General features: G+C 68.7%; 11 protein-coding genes. 4 read left to right on the top strand and 7 right to left on the bottom strand.

Annotation, left to right across the window (positions count from 1 at the left end):
- Positions 1-6: 6 nt before the first annotated feature.
- The 4 genes from V5F63_RS20845 to V5F63_RS20830 are packed head-to-tail and all read right to left on the bottom strand — an operon-like array spanning position 7 to position 3,838.
- On the bottom strand, positions 7-810 hold the full coding sequence (locus tag V5F63_RS20845) for an ABC transporter permease (protein WP_209485310.1): 804 nt from the start codon (positions 808-810) through the stop codon (positions 7-9).
- A gap of 9 nt (positions 811-819) precedes the next feature.
- Positions 820-1,677: an ABC transporter permease gene (locus V5F63_RS20840; protein ID WP_394103146.1), complete on the bottom strand. Its 858-nt coding sequence runs from the start codon at positions 1,675-1,677 to the stop codon at positions 820-822.
- 2 nt (positions 1,678-1,679) lie between these two features.
- Positions 1,680-2,729 (bottom strand): ABC transporter substrate-binding protein, encoded by a 1,050-nt coding sequence (locus V5F63_RS20835; RefSeq protein ID WP_394103127.1) that lies wholly within the window; start codon positions 2,727-2,729, stop codon positions 1,680-1,682.
- Positions 2,730-2,731: 2 nt separating this feature from the next.
- On the bottom strand, positions 2,732-3,838 hold the full coding sequence (locus tag V5F63_RS20830) for an ABC transporter ATP-binding protein (protein ID WP_394103126.1): 1,107 nt from the start codon (positions 3,836-3,838) through the stop codon (positions 2,732-2,734).
- Positions 3,839-3,972: 134 nt separating this feature from the next.
- Between V5F63_RS20830 and V5F63_RS20825 the strand changes: the two genes are divergently transcribed.
- The 3 genes from V5F63_RS20825 to V5F63_RS20815 all read left to right on the top strand — a co-directional run bounded on the left by V5F63_RS20825 (position 3,973) and on the right by V5F63_RS20815 (position 9,786).
- Positions 3,973-4,914, top strand: a complete 942-nt coding sequence (locus tag V5F63_RS20825; protein ID WP_209485302.1) for a LysR family transcriptional regulator — start codon at positions 3,973-3,975, stop codon at positions 4,912-4,914.
- Positions 4,915-5,008: 94 nt separating this feature from the next.
- Positions 5,009-7,555 carry an AsmA family protein gene (locus V5F63_RS20820; protein WP_394103125.1) on the top strand — a complete coding sequence of 849 codons (2,547 nt, stop codon included), beginning with the start codon at positions 5,009-5,011 and terminating at the stop codon, positions 7,553-7,555.
- A 110-nt stretch (positions 7,556-7,665) separates the two neighbouring features.
- Positions 7,666-9,786, top strand: a complete 2,121-nt coding sequence (locus tag V5F63_RS20815) for a 3-hydroxyacyl-CoA dehydrogenase NAD-binding domain-containing protein (protein WP_509210809.1) — start codon at positions 7,666-7,668, stop codon at positions 9,784-9,786.
- 79 nt (positions 9,787-9,865) lie between these two features.
- Here the strand turns inward: V5F63_RS20815 and V5F63_RS20810 are convergent, their stop codons facing one another.
- Both V5F63_RS20810 and V5F63_RS20805 read right to left on the bottom strand, forming a co-directional pair.
- Positions 9,866-11,059, bottom strand: a complete 1,194-nt coding sequence (locus V5F63_RS20810; RefSeq protein ID WP_394027616.1) for an acetyl-CoA acetyltransferase — start codon at positions 11,057-11,059, stop codon at positions 9,866-9,868.
- A 15-nt stretch (positions 11,060-11,074) separates the two neighbouring features.
- On the bottom strand, positions 11,075-12,544 hold the full coding sequence (locus V5F63_RS20805; RefSeq protein WP_394102671.1) for a 3-oxoacyl-[acyl-carrier-protein] synthase III C-terminal domain-containing protein: 1,470 nt from the start codon (positions 12,542-12,544) through the stop codon (positions 11,075-11,077).
- Between the two features lie 156 nt (positions 12,545-12,700).
- Between V5F63_RS20805 and V5F63_RS20800 the strand changes: the two genes are divergently transcribed.
- Positions 12,701-13,933, top strand: coding sequence for an NAD(P)/FAD-dependent oxidoreductase (locus tag V5F63_RS20800; protein WP_394102672.1), 1,233 nt, complete (start codon positions 12,701-12,703; stop codon positions 13,931-13,933).
- Positions 13,934-14,144: 211 nt separating this feature from the next.
- Here V5F63_RS20800 and V5F63_RS20795 read toward each other — a convergent pair whose 3' ends face one another.
- Positions 14,145-14,816, bottom strand: coding sequence for a TetR/AcrR family transcriptional regulator (locus tag V5F63_RS20795; RefSeq protein WP_209485289.1), 672 nt, complete (start codon positions 14,814-14,816; stop codon positions 14,145-14,147).
- Positions 14,817-14,890: the final 74 nt, after the last annotated feature.

Here is a 14,890-nt window from a genome sequence, read left to right as displayed (position 1 = left end):
TCCCGGTCATTTCATGAAGCGTGAGAAGCCGGCGACGCGCTCCATCAGCACCATCATCAGCACGGTGGCGATGATGATGACGCCGCAGGCGGAGGCGGCCCGGCTGTCGAGCTGGTTCTGGATGATGTCCCAGAGATAGATAGGCAGCACCTGCGTGCGGGCATCCTGGAGGAACAGCGACACCGGCACGTTGTCGAACGAGGCCATGAAGGCGATGAAGGCGCCCGAGGCGACGCCGGGGCTGATGAGCGGCAGCGTCACCGTCCGGAAGGTGTGCACGCGCGAGGCGCCGAGGCTGCGCGAGGCGTCGAGCAGGGCCGGATCGAGCTGGGCGAGGCTGGCGAGCGTGGTGCGCAGCACGAAGGGCACGCACACCACGATATGGCCGATGGCGAGCGTCAGCGTCGAGGGCCGCATCCCCAGGATCGAGAACAGCATCAGCGCCGCGAAGCCGAAGGCCAGCGCCGGCAGGATCAGCGGCGACAGGAACAGCGTCTCCAGCCCCCGCGCCACCGCCCCCTCGCTGCGAGCGATGCCGAGTGCGGCGGCGACCCCCAGCACCACGCAGGCGGTGACGCTGATGACCGCCACCTTCAGGCTCACCCACAGGGCGGCCTGCAATTCGTTGGCGTCGATCAGCGCCGCATACCAGCGCAGCGAATAGCTGGCGGGCGGGAAGTGCAGCGCCTCCTCCCCGGTGAAGGAGAGGATGAGGATGACCAGCGTCGGCCCCGCCAGCACGATGACGGAGATGAGGGAGAGGAGGCCGAACACGGTGTTGAAGGAGAGTGTCTGCCAGTCGCGGAGCATGGCGTCCTCCTAGCCGTAGAGCCGGGCCGCGCGGCTGCGCGAGAGCGCCACCAGCATGGCGACGATGAGCAGCACGGAAATCATGAAGATCACCGAGACCGCGGCGGCGAACGGCCAGTTCTGCAAATCCATGGCCTGCTGGAAGATCATCATGGGCATGAAGAGCAGCCGGGAACCGCCGATGAGCGACTGGGTGACGAAGGCCGTCACGCTCGCCGTGTAGGTGAGGATGGTGCCGGCGATGATGCCGGGAAGGGAGAGCGGCAGCGTGACCTTGAAGAAGGTGCGCCACGCCCCCGCGCCCAGCGCCTGCGAGGCGCTCTCCAGATTGGGATCGATGCGCTGGAGCGTGGTGATGAGGGGCAGCACCATGAGCGGCATCTGCACCTGCGCCAGCACGATGACCACGCCGGTCTCGCTGAACAAAAGCTTGAGCGGTTGCGCCGAGAGGCCGAGCGCGAGGATCGCCTCGTTGACGATGCCGTGCCGGCCGAGGATGACGATCCACGCGAAGGTGCGCACCACCACGCTGGTAACGATGGGCAGCACCACAAGGAAGATCAGTACGGCCTGCCAGCGGGCCGCGACCCGTGTCGAGAGCCAGGCCAGGGGATAGCCGAACAGGAGGCACAGAAGGGTCGCCTTCGCGCCCACCAGCAGGGTGTCGCGCAGCACGGCGAGGTTGAGGCCGTCGGTGAGGAAGGCGGCGTATTGGGCAAGGCCCAGCGTGCCGGTCATCTGCCGCTCGGTCTCGAAGCTGATGGCGACGAGCAGGCCGAGCGGCGCGACGAAGAACAGCGCGAAGAAGGCCGCAAGCGGCAGCGCGAGCGCCCAGTCTCTTGGTTTGGAGTGATGGGCGCCCGCCATGGTCACGCCCGGATGTCGCGGTTGAACTGCTGGGTCCAGGCGGCGCGGTTCTGGTTCACCTTGGCCCAGTCGAAGAACACCATCTTGTCGAGGTCGGCGGGGGTCTTGGCGATCTTCTCCGCCACCAGCCCGGTGTAGGGCACCTTGCTGGAGGTGGGGATCACGTTCCACGGCGACTTCTGCATCTCGCTCTGCACCTCGGGCGAGATCTGGCTGTCCACATAGGCATAGGCCAGCTCCGGCTTCAGCGCGCCGGCGACGATGTGCATGGTGGTCTTCCAGGCCGGGGTGCCGGTATCGACGCGGACGAACTCGATGGGCACGCCCTTGGCCTTCAGCTCCTCGGCGAAATTGAAGTTCTGCACGCCGATGTCGATCTCGCCCTGCTGGAACAACGCCCCGTGGGCGCCGAAATTGGCGGAGACGGCGGCGAGGTTCGGCAGCAGCGTCTTCAGCTTCTTGAAGCCCGGCTCCATGTTCGCCTCGGTTCCCCCGGCCAGCCGGTTGATGTCGAGCAGGAAGGCGAGGCCGAGGGTGGAGGCCAGCGAGGTGATGCCCACCCGGCCCTTGTATTCCGGTTTCCAGAGGTCCTCCCAGGAGGTGGGCGGGGTCTTCACCGTCTTCGGATTGTAGGCGATGCCGATGGCCTGCATGGTGATGGCCGGGCCGAACGTGCCCTGGAACTTGGGGTTCAGCGCCGCGAAGTTCGGCGACTTGGCCGGATCGTATTTGGCGATGAGGCCGGCATCGATGGCTTCCAGCGCCGGGCCTTCGTCCAGCATGGCGACGTCGAACGGCGGCTGGTTGCCCTTGGCGGCGGTGAGCTTGGCGATCTGCTCGGTCGCCAGCATGGGCGACTGCACCACGCTCGCCCCGGTGCGCTTGACGAAATAGGGCGCGAGGATCTGCTTCTGCACATTGGCCCAGGTGCCGCCGAAGGTGGCAGCCACCAGTTCGTCCGCTGCGAACGCACCGCGCGGGGAGAGCGCGAGGCCGGCAGCGGCAGCGGCGGCGGAGGCGAGGAACCCTCGCCGGGACATTTCGAACGTCATGCTCAATTCCCCTTCTTGTGGGTGTCGCCAGACGGGTCCGGGAACAGTCCGGTGATGCGGTTGGGCTTGAACTCGAGGAAGACGGCGCCTTCGAGCGGGGCATTGGCCTCGCGCTCCTGCACCACCTTCACCGACGAGCCGTCCATGAGCCGCGCCTCGTAGATGAGCGCGGGGCCGATGGGCATGACGGCGGTGATCTCGGCGGCGATGGCGTCCACGCCGCCTGCTGCGCTCACGCGAAGGCCCTCGGGGCGCACCGCGACGAGGACGGGGGCGCCAACGGGCAGCGATGTCTCGCGCCCGGTCTCGATGACGATGCTGTCCACGAGGCGTACGGCAGTTCCGTTGGCGGACGTGCCGGCCACTGTGGCCCGGAGCAGGTTGGTGGTGCCGACGAAAGTGTTGACGAACAGGGAGGCCGGCCGGTCGTAGATGTCGGCCGGCGGGGCGAACTGCTCGAGGTTGCCGCGGGAGAGCACGGCGATGCGGTCGGACATGCTGAGCGCCTCCTCCTGATCGTGGGTCACCATCACCGTGGTGATGCCCGACTGGCGCTGGAGGCGCTTGATCTCGATCTGCATGTCGAGGCGCAGATTCTTGTCGAGGGCGCTGAACGGCTCATCCAGCAGCAGGATGCGCGGGCGGATGGCGAGGCAGCGGGCGAGGGCCACGCGCTGCTGCTGGCCGCCGGAGAGTTCGCGCGGCAGCCGGTCGCGGAACGCGGCCATCTGCACCACGTCCAGCATCTCGGTGACGACCGCGTCCGTCTCCGCCTTGGGCCGGCCGGCGGCGATGGGGCCGTAGGCGATGTTCTGCGCCACGCTCATGTGCGGGAACAGGGCGTAGTTCTGGAACACGATGCCGATGCGCCGCCGGTTGGTGGGCAGGTGGGAGATGGAGGCACCGTCCACCAGCACGTCGCCGGAGGTCTGGCGCAGGAAGCCGGCGATGATCTTGAGCAGCGTAGTCTTGCCGCAGCCCGAGGGGCCAAGCAGCGAGACGAGTTCCCCGGGGCGGATGTCGAGATCGACGGCGTTCGCGGCCACCACCTGCCCGAACGCGTGGGAAATGCCCCTCAGCGTCAGCGCGTGTCCGGCGGACTGGCTCATGTTTGAAGCCTCAAGGGTGCAGTCTGATCGGGACGCCCCATCGCCCGCAACATCAGGAGTGTCGCCGTGCGAGCCATTGCCGTCCATCGCAGATTTGATACTTTTCCATACGCAAAATGCGTATGGAGGCAGTGGTGCCGGCATCCCTCGTTCCCGCCGCCCTGCGCTATGCCGAGCAGGTGGCCCGCTCCGGCTCGATCCAGCGCGCCGCCAAGGATCTCAACGTCGCCGCCTCGGCCATCAACCGGCAGGTGCTGCAACTGGAAGAGACGCTGGGCGTCCCCCTGTTCGAGCGGGTGGCAAAGGGCATGCGCCTCACTCCCGCCGGGGATGCCCTCGTCACCCTCGCCCGCCGCTGGATGGCGGACGAGCGGCGCACCGCCGCCGAGCTGCGCCAGCTTCAGGGGGTGGATCAGGGCCATGTGCGGGTGATGGCCATGGACAGCCACGTCAACGGCATCCTGCCCGCCCTCATCGCCGATCTCGACGTCCGCCATCCGCGCATCTCGTTGGACGTGGAGGTGGCGAGCACGGATGCCGCCGTCGCCGCCCTGACGGCCGGGGATGCGGACATCGCCGCGATCTTCAATCTGTCGCCCCGGCGCGACATCCATGTGTTGTGGTCGGCGGAGCTGCCGTTCGGCTGTGTCATCGCGCCGGACCATCCGCTGGCGCGGCGCGGCTCCATCAGCCTGCAGGAGGTGGTGGCCCATCCCATCGTGCTGCAAAGCCGCGCCTTGATGATCCGCCGCTATCTGGAGGCACGGCACGGCTGGCTGTTCACGCAGGAGCGCAAGACGCTGGAGACCAATTCGCTGCAACTGGTGAAGATCCTCGCCCGCGAGGAGGGCTACGTTGCGTTCACCTCCGAACTGGACGCGGCGCCGGAGCTGATTGCCGGCACGCTGGTGTTCCGGCCCGTGCGCGACAAGGGCGCCGAGCCGCAGATGGTGTCCATCGCCATCGACGGGCGCAAGCCGCTGACGCGCGTGGGCCGCATCGTGGCGGAGACGCTGGAACGCCTCATCGGCCAGACCATCGCCAACGTGCGCCGCGCGGGGCCTGCGTCGGACTGAGGGACGCGCGCGGCAGAATTGGCCTGCTGGTGCTGCGATAGGTATGCTCGCGCGAGGCGGTCGCGTCGCGGCCAGGGGCAAGCTGGAGGAGCAAATGGTTCGCTTTGCGCTGCGGGCAGTCGCGGTCCTGCTGGCGCTGGCGTGTGTCGCGATCCTCGCGCTGGTGCTCGCGGTCAACCTTCCGCAGGCGGAGGGCGCGCGCCGGGCGCTGGCGGAAGAGGGGCTGACCCAGCTTTGGGGCGAGCCGGTCCGAGTGACAGGAGCCGTCGCCGTTAGCCTTTGGCCCCGCGTGTCGGTGGACATGGACGGCGTGGAGGCCCGCGGTGCCGATGGCGCCAACGCGCGCATCGACCGCCTCACCGTCTCCATTTCGCGCTATGCGCAACTGCTCGCCGGTCGCCTGCGCTACGGCCTCGAGGTCGGGGGTGGCGATTTCGACCTGCCGTTCGACGCCGGCCTGAAGGCCCGCCCCGGATCGTTGCTGGCATCTCCCATCCACGTGCTCTCGTTGCTGCCCCACCTTTCGATCCGCGACACGGTGATGCGCTTCACCGATCCAATGAACGGCTGGCTGTTCGAACTGAAGGTGTCGAACCTGAAGAGCGCGATCGAGACGGGGCGCAACGTGCTCGTCGCCGACGCGGCGTTGAACGGCCAGGCGTTGACCCTCGCATTTGCCTTCGACATCGATGTGGAGAAAGAGGAGCGGGAGCGCCCCTATGGCGCGCAGATCACGCTCGCGACTGCCGGCGAGGCCGACGCCCGGGGCCTCTCGGCCCGTCTCGATGTGCGCGCGCCGACCAAGCGCTTCGATCACGGCCTTTCAATGCGGCTGCATGCCGATGCCGGCAGCCTCGCCAAGGTGCTCACCCTCGCCGGGATCGCGCCGACCATTGACGGGACCGGCCAAATCGCCGTGCGCCTCAAGGTCGAGCCGGACCACGCCAGCTTTCACGATCTGGATCTCGTCCTCAATTTGGCCGAGGGCCAAAGGATTTCAGTCACAGGGCAGGCCGACGACCTCGAAACCCTCGCCGGCGCCGAGCTGAAGGCGGTCGCCGATCTCAAGACGGACGCGCCGCCCGCCGTCTCCCTCCGGGAGATCGTCGTGACCCGCCTGACGGGCACCTTCCACAGCCGTGCCGAAGGCATGATGCTGGACGAGGCGCTCATCTCCACCAATGCGTTCGACCAGAGCCTGCGCGAGATCGGCCCCATCCGCGTGCGCTCGGTCGCCCGTGACCCGGAAGGTCACGTGGCCTTCCGGGGCCTATCTGTGCGCGCCGGCCCCCCGGATCGGCCCATCGCCCAGCTTGAGGGCAATGTGGATGACGTCCTCGGCCTTGCCGGCGTCGAACTGGCGGGCAGCATCGACATTCCCGTGGCCAGCGTTCTTTCGTTGCCCGCTGAGGCCCAGGACAGGCTCGGCCGTATCGTCGGCAGCCTGTCCCTGTCGGACGCCGGGGACGGCCTCGGGGTGGATTCCTTCGCGGCCCGCATAGACGGCAGCGACCTGATCTCCGCCGATCTCGCTCTCGTGCTGGACGAGCTCGGCAAGCCCGGCGTGGCGGCCACCACCCAGGTGGATGCGCGCCTCAAGGTGCCCAACTATTCCGCCTTCGCAGCTGCTTTGGGGGAAGCATCCAACTTCCGGGGGCAGCTGGGGTTCGAGGGGCGCCTCAGCGGCAACACCGACGCCCTGACGATGGAGGGCCGCACCGACATCGGGCGCACACGCATCAACGGAACCCTCTCCAGCCTTGCCGCCCCCGGGGGACGCTCGTTGGTGAAGGGCACCATCAGCTCCCCGATGGTCTATGCGGACGAACTCATCTCGTTCCTTCGGCCGGCGGGCCAGCGGCGCCCCAAGACCGTGCGGGTGGTGGGCGCCCGCGAGCGGGAGGGCGGCAGCCAGCTCGACCTGATCGGCACCACGGACGCGGACGTGAGCATTACCGCCACGCGTCTCCAGGGCGGCGGCGACAGCGCCACCGGCGTTCAGGCGCGTCTCGCGGTGAAAGACGGCAGCCTGAGGGTGGACCCGATGCGCATCGGCTACCGGGGTGGCGTGATCACCGGCGTCGTGGCGAGCGAGGGCCGCTCCGTCATGCGCGCCAAGGGGTCGGGACAGGGCTGGCCGCTGTCCTCCGTGCTTGGGCGCGGCTCGGCCATCTCGGTGTCCGGCACCCTGCAGATCGTCTTCAATCTCACCGCGCGGATGGATGCCGCCGATCCTCTCGCCACCCTCGCCGGCACGCTCACCGGCCGCGTGGGCAGCGGCCGCATCGGCACTGGCCTGCTTGATCTCGCCGGTGTCGGCATTATCGCGGGCATCTTCACCTCGTCGGTCCAGAAGGGCGAGAGCGTGATGCGCTGTGCCAAGGTGCCCCTGGTGTTCCACAAGGGCGTCGGCCGCACCAATCCGGTCATCGTCGTGAATACGGAGAATGTGCAGGCGCTCGCCCGAGGGACGGTCGACCTCGTGCGCAATCGCATCGACCTGCGCGTGGCGCCCCGGCCGCTCAACGCGCCCGAGGGGCCGGCCGGGCACAGTTTCACCGTGACGGGCGCGCTCAGCAGCCCGTCGATAGAGCTGGCATCGTCGGGCAACGATCCGGGGGGGCGCTACAGCTGTAAATGAGACCAAAGCGCTCGCGTGACCTGGACTTGGAATTAATAGATCGATCGATTAGTCTATAAATTCCAGCCGCGCCCTGCGGTTGATCTGGCCTCCCCCCTCTGGAGCGAACCATGACCGACCATCGGCCCGTGCCTCCGCGCGGCGTGCCCGCGCATGAGGGAGCTTCCCCCGTCACGATCATCCGCCACGGCCCTGTGGCTGTCATTCACATCGACCATGCGCCGGTGAATGCGCTGTCTCGCGGCGTGCGTCAGGGTCTGCTGGATGCGATTTGCGCGCTGGATGCCGACCCCGCCGTCTCCGCCATCGTCCTGAGCGGCGGTCCGGGACGCTTCATCGCCGGGGCGGACCTGCGCGAGATGGCGCTGCCGCCGGATGAGCCGTTTTTGCCCGAGGTGGTGGGCGCGATCGATGCCTCAACCAAGCCCGTGGTCGCCGCGCTGGATGGCGCGGCGCTGGGCGGGGGCTGCGAGATCGCACTGGCCTGCGATCTCAGGCTCGGATCGGCGAAGGCGCTGGTCGGGCTCACCGAGACAAGGCTCGGCATCATCCCCGGCGCGGGGGGGACCCAGCGGCTGGTGCGGCTGGTCGGGGTCGCGCAGGCGATCGCTCTGGTGTGCGAGGGCCGGGTGCTGAAGGCCGGTGAGGCGCTGGATCTGGGCCTCATGGATGCGGTGGTGGAGGGCGATCTCCTCGCCGAAGCCGTCGCCCGCGCGCCGACGGTCGCGAAGCGCCGGCTCTCGGAGATGCCGGTGCCGGCGGGCGATATTGGCGAGGAGGAGGCCGCGGCCGCCAAGGCGCTGAAGGGGGCCAAGGGCGTGCCCGCCATCGCCGAGGCCATCCGCGTCATCAAGGCATCGCGGGAGGGCGATTTCGCCTCCGGTCTCGCCACCGAGCGCGCGGCGTTCCTCGCCTTGCGCGAGAGCCCGGAAGCGAAAGCCCTGCGCCATCTCTTCCTCGCCGAGCGCGAGGCGGTGAAGGTGCCGGGGCTGGAGGGGGCGAAGGCGCGCCCGGTCTCCTCGACCGCCGTCATCGGCGCCGGCACCATGGGCGCGGGCATTGCCGTGGCGCTGCTGGATGCAGGTTACCCGGTGATCCTCGTGGAGCGGGATGACGAGGCCGCCCAGGCCGGCGTCGCGCGCATCGAGGCCCTCTATGCCCGGCAGGTGAAGAGCAGCCGCATCACCGAGGCGCAGAAGGCCGAGCGCCTCGCCCGCCTCACCCCGGCCTCCGACTATGCGGCGCTGGCGAGCGCCGACCTCATCGTCGAGGCCGCCTTCGAGGACCTGGCCGTCAAGACCGACATCTTCCTCCGCCTCGATGCGGTGGCAAAGCCGGGCGCGGTGCTCGCCACCAACACCTCCTATCTCGACCTCGATGCCATCGCCGCCGCCACCGCCCGGCCGCAGGATGTGGTGGGCCTGCACTTCTTCGCCCCGGCCAACATCATGAAGCTGCTGGAGGTGGTGAAAGCCGCCCATACCGCGCCGGATGTGCTGGCCACCGCCCTCGCGCTGGCAAAGAAGATGGGCAAGCAGCCGGTTGTTGCGGGCAATTGCGACGGCTTCATCGGCAACCGCATCTATGCGGTGTACCGGCGCCACGCGGAATATCTGGTGGAGGACGGGGCGGCACCGGAAGAGGTCGATGCGGCGCTGGAGGCCTTCGGCTTCGCCATGGGCATCTTCGCGGTGTCCGACATGTCGGGCCTCGACATCGCCTATGCCATGCGCAAGCGCCGGGCGGCGACGCGGGACGCGAACGAGCGCTACGTGGATATCGCCGATCAATTGGTGGAAGCGGGGCGGCTCGGCCGAAAGACCCAAGGCGGCTGGTATGCCTACGATGCCGCCGGCAACCGCACGCCCGACCCGGCCGTCACGCAGATCATCGCGCAAGCCCGCGCCGCCAAGGGCATCGTGCCGCGCGCTTTCACCCAAGAGCAGATCCAGCTCCGGCTTCTGGCGGTGATGGCGAACGAAGGCGCCAAGGCCCTCGCAGAGGGCATCGCGCTGCGGCCGTCCGACATCGACCTCGCCTTCGTCAACGGCTACGGCTTCCCCCGCCTGAAGGGCGGCCCCATGCACGCCGCCGACGCCCTCGGCCTCCCCACCATCCTCACCGAAGTCGAAGCCGCCCACGCCACCGGCGGCACCGGCTCCGACCCCGCACCGCTCCTCGTCCAGCTCGCCGCCGAGGGGAAGACATTCGCAGACTGGCAGAAGGCCTAAGCCTCTCGCCCAGAAGTAAAAAACCCCGCCGCCGGCGCGTGCCGGGCGGCGGGGCAGTCAGCGGGCCGCCACGGTCGGATCAGGCGGCACCGACAATGGTGATGGAGCAGACGTTCTGCGCCGGCGCACCGCCCAGATTGTGGGTGAGGGCGAGACTGGGATTGCCGAGCTGGCGCTCGCCGGCCTGCCCCGTCAGTTGCAGCCAGCATTCGTAGAGCATGCGCAGTCCGGAGGCGCCGACGGGATGGCCAAAGCATTTCAGGCCGCCATCCACCTGGCAGGGCAGGGTGCCGTCTGCGTCGAAAGCGCCGTCCAGCATACGTTTCCAGGCGGTGCCTTCGTCGGCGAGGCCGATGTCTTCCAGCGTCACCAGCTCGGTGATGGAGAAGCAGTCATGCAGCTCGGTGAAGCTCAGCTGGGCGCGGGGTTCGGCGATGCCCGCCTCGGCATAGGCCCGGCGCGCGGCGATGCGGGCGGTGTGGACATAGGAGCCGTTCCAGCCGCTGCTCTGCACCTCCCAGCCATTGGAGGCGACGAGCTGGATCGCCTTGACCAGAACCGGCGTCTTTCCAAGGCTTTGGGCGATTTCCGGCGTGGTGACGATGGCGCAGGCGGCGCCGTCCGACACCGGGCAGCAATCGAACAGGCCCAGCGGGTCCGCCACGAGGGGCGCATTCACCGCCTGCTCGACGGTTATCGCCTTGCGCAGATGGGCGTTTTTGTTGCTGACCGCATTGGCGTGGCTCTTCATGGAGGTGTGCCCCATGGCCCGCTTGAGATCACCCGGCGAGATGTTGTGCCGCGTTCCATAGGCCCGCGCGAGCTGGGCGAAGTTTCCCGGATTCGTGTGTGTTGGCAGATACATGGGCGCGAAGGTGCCGCGCGAGGCCGGGGGCAGGCCGGCAAAGCCGGTGTCCTTCAGCTTCTCGACACCCACCGCCAGTGCAATGTCCACCGCCCCCGACGCCACGGCATAGACGGCACCGCGAAAGGCTTCCGTGCCGCCGGCGCAGAAGTTTTCGACACGGGTGACGCCGATGTTCGGAAGGCGCAGAGCCTGGGCCATCGGGGTGCCGGCCTTGCCGGCGCCGATATCGTCATAATGGGAAGAATACCAAGCCGCGCCAATCTGTTCGGGCGTGATGCCGGCATGGCTGAGCGCCTCAAGATACGCTTCCGCCATCAGCTCTTCCTGCCCCACATCCCAGCGCTCGCCAAAGCGGGAGCAGCCCATGGCGAGGATGGCGACCTTGTCTTTGATTCCATTGGCCATTTTCTCGCCCTCTCGTCAGTCTGCGGCGGACGGCGCGGGGGCCGCGACCGCTTTCCAGAAATAGCGACGGTACCCGGTTCGCTCGTCCAAATCCTTGATGCGAAAGACGAAATTGACCGCATCGCCGGGCGAGAGACGCTCCGCTTCGGGGTCGGTGAAGTCCATCATCAGGCGGGCGTCGCCGGGGATGTCGATGAGGCCGTAGCAATTGGGCGGGCTGCGGGAGAAGGCGAGGCGGTCTGCAGTGGCGGTCGCGACCGTGCCGCCGAGGTCCGCAAGGGGGCATGGTTGCTGGGTTTGCGCGAACAAACCAGCCTCCGCCACGGCGAGGCGGGAGGGGGGAAACTGCACCTGCCCTGTCTCGGGGCTGCGACTGCCGACGAAGCCCAGCAGGGCCTCGGAATTGCGGTAGGCGGTGGTGAGCGCCTCGTTGACCGGGAAACGTCCGCGCAGGCCGCGCTCCCACGGCATGAGGCCGCGAAAGATGGGGAGTTTCAGATAGTTGCCCTCGGTGACCCCAGCCGCCAGAGCGGCCGAGGCGGCGGTCGGGAAGGTGGTGATGGCGTCGGTCGCCTCCAGCACCAGAGCGGTGGCGCCCTGGCCGAACTGTGCGACCAGCACCCGCTCGCCGGGGTGCATGTCTTCCATCACTCGCGCCAGCATCACGAGGGCATGGGCCGCGCCGGTGTCTCCGCATTCCAGATCAAGGGGTTGCGCGAGTTTTGAGCGGGAGAGGCCGGCCGCCTGCGCCACCGCCTTCACCGCGCCGGGGATGACGCAGGGCAGCACGAAATGGTCGATGTCGGCGGCGGAAAGCTGCGCCTTTGCAAGGGCTTCCGCGATGGCGCGGGGCACGAGGTCGAGGAAGCCTTCTTCCCGCACCCAGCGCTCCTCCCAGTCGGTCGCCAGCGGCCGGTCGGGGGCGCGGTAACGCTCGATGAAAGGGGCGGAGAGGCTGGCACCGCCGCGATAGGTGAGGAGGTCCGGCCCGCCGCCGACGTCGCCCCCGACGTCGCCGCCGACGAGGGCGCTGGCACCCCCGTCCGAATAGCGCATTTCGGCCATTCCACCCGGGTTGTTGAGAGGCATATCGGCGGCGATCAGCAATGCCGGGTCGGTGGATTCGAGCGCCGCATGCAGCGCGAGCAATCCGCACCTCATGGTACCTCCCGTATCCTGCGTCCGGGTCGCCTCGGGGAGGCGGAGGGCGGCATGGGCGAGGGCGGCCTGCTGCGGCTCGGCGAACACCGGGGTGGTGGTGGCGAAGGTGAGGGCGCGGATGGCGGTGCGCGCCTGCGGAACCTGTGCCAGGCAGGCGCGGGCGGCGGCGACGCCCATGGTGATGGGGTCTTCGTCCCAATAGGCCAGGGTGCGGGCGCCGCGGGCCTCGCCCCGGGGGCAGAGCCAGCCCATGGCGGCGGCCATGGCGGCGCGCTGGAGGCGCAGGCGCGGCAGGTGGATCGCGAGTGCTGTGATGCCCGTCATGTGGTGCCCGTCTGTGCGGCCGGGGGAGGGGGCTTCACCGGTCGCCGCGCGCCGAACGTCGGGGTCGACGGCGCGCGGGAAAGCCGATTGCCGCCCGCATTTCGGCAGTATAATAATCAGAACGTTCGGTCAATAAATATCCAGAAGGGGGGCGCCATGGGAGACGTGCGGACGGGTGAGGAGCACATCGCCATTGTCGGGGCCGGGCAGGCGGCCGCCTCCCTCGCGCTGCGCCTGCGGCATGGGGGCTATTCCGGAGCGCTGACGATCTTTGGCGACGAGCCGCACCCGCCCTATCAGCGCCCGCCGCTCTCCAAGGCCTATCTCAAGCGCGAATGGACGGTGGACCGGCTCTATCTGCGCCCGGCCGAATTCTGGAGCGGCCTCGGCGTCGATGTGGTGACGGGGGCGCCCGTCACTGCGCTCGATCCCGCCGCGCGCACGCTGGAGGTGGGCGGGCGCAGCGTGGCGTGGACGAAGCTGGCATTGGCCACCGGCACCCGGCCCCGCCCGCTGCCGCCGGAATTCGCCGATCTTTCAGGCGTCTACGAATTGCGCAGCCTCGCTGATGCGGACCGGCTGGAAGGCGAGATCCGCCCCGGCCGGCGGCTGCTCGTGCTCGGCGGCGGCTATGTGGGGCTGGAGACGGCGGCGGTGGCGGCGAAGGCCGGCGTCACCGTGACCGTGGTGGAGCGGGCGCCGCGCATTCTGGAGCGCGTCGCCTGCGCCGAGACCTCCGACGCCATCCGCGCGCTCCATGCGGGCCACGGCGTGCGCATCCTCGAAGGCCGCAGCGTGGCGCAGGTGGAGGCGCGGGAGGGCACCGTCGCAGCGGTGACGCTGGATGACGGCACGCGCCTGGAGGTGGATGCGGTGCTGGTGGGCATCGGCGTGCTGCCCCGCGACGAACTCGCCCGCGCGGCCGGCCTCACCTGTGACAACGGCATCGTGGTGGACGCGCACGGCCGCACTTCGGTGGGGGGCATCTGGGCGGCGGGCGATTGCGCTTCCTTCCCGTTCCAGGGCGTGCCGACCCGGCTGGAGAGCGTGCAGAATGCGGTGGACCAGGCGGAATGCGCCGCCGACGACATGCTCGGCCACACCCGTTCCTATGCGCCGGTGCCGTGGTTCTGGTCCGATCAGTACGAGATGAAATTGCAGATCGTCGGCCTCAACCGGGGCTATGACGCGGTGCTGCGCCGGCAGTCCGAGCGGGGCGAATCGCTCTGGTACTTCCGCGACGGGCGCATGATCGCGGTGGACGCCCTCAACGATGCGCGCACCTACATGGCCGCGAAGAAGCTGCTGGAGGCGGGGGCGGTCCTGACGCTGGACGAGGTGGCGGACGCGGGGTTCGATCCGGTGGCGCGGATGAAGCGGCCGGCGTGAGGGGGCGCCGGTCTGGCTGTAGGGAACGCCGGAGTGATTTAGAGCGCTGTCATGCCCCGGCTTGGCCGGGGCATCCACCCGGCCGCGGCCTGGGTGCTTGATCGCCAAAAGCCGGCCCAGCCGTGGAGTGGATCCCCCGGACAAGCCGGGGGATGACGGCGCGAGAAAGGGGTTGAAGGCGTCTGACAGATCGCTGGGTCGCCCCGCCCCTCTACTCCTTGCCGCGCCCCTCATGCCGGCTCCCATGCCGCCCGTCCGGCTTCGCATGTGCCGCGCCGGTGGTCGTCGGCGCGGGGGCATTGGCGTAGCCCTTCACGAAGAGGGCCACGGTGCGGTCGGCCAGCTCGTCGGGCGTCACGGCGCCGTCGGCGTGGTACCAGGTGTAGGTCCAGTTGATCATGCCGAAGAAGAGCATGGTGTCCACGTGCGCCGTGGGGGAATGGGCGAGATCCGGCCGCAATTGCAGAAGGATGTCCCTGACATAGGCGATCAGCTCGCGCTGCTTGGCCACCAGCACCTTGCGCGTCTCGGGCGCGAGGAATTCGGTGCAGGTGAGCAGCGCCACATGCTGGTCGCGCGAGACGGAATAGACGTTCAGGAACAGGCGGGTGAGCTGGCGGAAGCGCTCCTCCGGGTCCTGATAGCCGTAGAGGGTCTGCCGGCACTTCATGAGGAGGCTTTCCACATGCGAGGTCAGCAGGTCGGAAAGGATCGCCTCCTTGGAGGTGAAATAGTGATAGAGCCGCGACTTGGAGCACTCGCACGCCTCGGCGATGTCGCCGATGGAGGTCGCGGCATAGCCGCGCTGCGCGAACACGGACGCCGCCCGCTCGAGGATGGTGTCGTGGATATTGTCGTATTCGGCTGAGCGCGTTCTCGCCACGGCGGCCACACCTGCAAGAATGATCCGATCATTCGGTCTATAGGCGCATGGGGCGTCGGTGCCAAGGGCGGTAC

The sequence above is a fragment of the Xanthobacter wiegelii genome (genome assembly GCF_043193855.2).
GTDB classification, from domain to species: Bacteria; Pseudomonadota; Alphaproteobacteria; order Rhizobiales; family Xanthobacteraceae; genus Xanthobacter; species Xanthobacter flavus_A.
This window is presented reverse-complemented; position numbering and strand designations above follow the sequence as displayed.